Origin of the sequence: Streptomyces sp. NPDC006655, assembly GCF_040703965.1 — a bacterium.
GTDB lineage: Bacteria > Actinomycetota > Actinomycetes > Streptomycetales > Streptomycetaceae > Streptomyces.
Genome location: NZ_JBEYJU010000259.1, coordinates 1 through 1,220 on the forward strand (window position 1 = coordinate 1; position 1,220 = coordinate 1,220).

A 1,220-nucleotide genomic window follows, 5' to 3' on the forward strand; every position below is an offset into this window, starting at 1 on the left:
AGTGCTGGATTCCTCAAAGGAAGTACACATAGCGGCGGCGTAAGCGCCTGGTGGGTGGTGTGGGTCTGCCCCAGATCCAGGGTCGGGCGCGCGAGTTGAGCTGGTCGGTGGCGACTTTGGTGGCGTGGGTGATGTGGCTTGGGTCGCCGAAGGAGCGTCCGGCCAGGGCGGACTTGCGGAAGATGCGCCACCAGCCTTCTTGCAGGTTGAGCCAGCAGGCGCCGACCGGGATAAAGACGTGTTTGATGCGTGGGTGGTCCTCGAGCCAGGTGCGGGTGGACACGCTGTTGTGCGAGGACAGATTGTCCGTGATCACGTAGATGTCCCCCGCGGGGTTGGCTTCCTCGACCAACTGGAGAAACCGCTGGTAGAAGGCGCTATTACGGGAAGTGGCAGTCATCGTGACCGCCTGACCATCGCGGACACGTAAGGCGCCGTAGACCCAGGTCTTCTCCGGCCCGCGGGAGTAGTCGATCTCGTTCTTGATGCGGTGCCCGTCCGGCGACCAGCCCGGTGCCGGTGGGAAAACGCGGGGGATCACCGGGCCGAGCTCATCGGCGCAGACCACCGTCGCGTCGGCGGGCGGGCTGGTGTAGAGCTCGACGATCCGCGTCCTTTTCCCTCGAAGTCCGGATCCTTCGAGCGCGTCCAGGATCGCGTGCGCCGCCAGCGGACCCCTTCCGCGAGCAGAATCCGGCGCACCTGGGAGCGGCTGACCTCGATGCCCAAGTCCCGGGCCGCGGTGACCAGCGAGTCCAAGGTCCACTCCGAGGGCCCTGACTCGTCCGCGGCCCACATCTCGTTCGACGGCTGCACCTCGAGTCGGCCGGGCGGGGTCTGCTTGACCAGGCCGACGATCCTGGAGCGTTCGGCTTCGGTGATCCTCCGCTTGCGGCCCTGCCCGCCCAGATCCTCCAGGCCCTCCAGCCCCAAGCGGTTGAAGCGGTGCAGCCAGCGGCGCACCGTCTTCTGACTGCACCGCAGCTCGTCGGCGATCTGCGGGACCAGCGACCCGTCCCAGCTGAGCTCCACCATCCGGCACCGCTCCACCACATCCTTCGGCGCCTTTCTGGCAGACGCCAGGCGGTGGACCACCGCTTGCTCGCCCTCGTCACGGCCTAGCCGTGCCCTCAGCACCATGACCCAGCACCCGCCCCCGAGTACCCGCAACCGCCCCGCTACCAGCAGCTATACCCACCGAAAGCGGAATCCAGCACTAG

General features: G+C 67.1%; 2 protein-coding genes. Both read right to left on the reverse strand.

Translation table 11 applies throughout. The annotated features are described in order from the left end of the window. Positions 1-13: 13 nt before the first annotated feature. Positions 14-568, reverse strand: a complete 555-nt coding sequence (locus AB0958_RS45170; protein WP_366896300.1) for a transposase — start codon at positions 566-568, stop codon at positions 14-16. Then, positions 538-1,140 (reverse strand): helix-turn-helix domain-containing protein, encoded by a 603-nt coding sequence (locus tag AB0958_RS45175; protein WP_366896301.1) that lies wholly within the window; start codon positions 1,138-1,140, stop codon positions 538-540. Before AB0958_RS45175 ends, AB0958_RS45170 begins: the two co-directional genes overlap by 31 nt. Between the last annotated feature and the right edge of the window lie 80 nt (positions 1,141-1,220).

What these genes read in the sequence shown, in the direction of transcription:
- AB0958_RS45175 (WP_366896301.1), bottom strand. Translation starts at nt 1,140, where the DNA reads ATGGTGCTGAGGGCACGGCTAGGCCGTGACGAGGGCGAGCAAGCGGTG.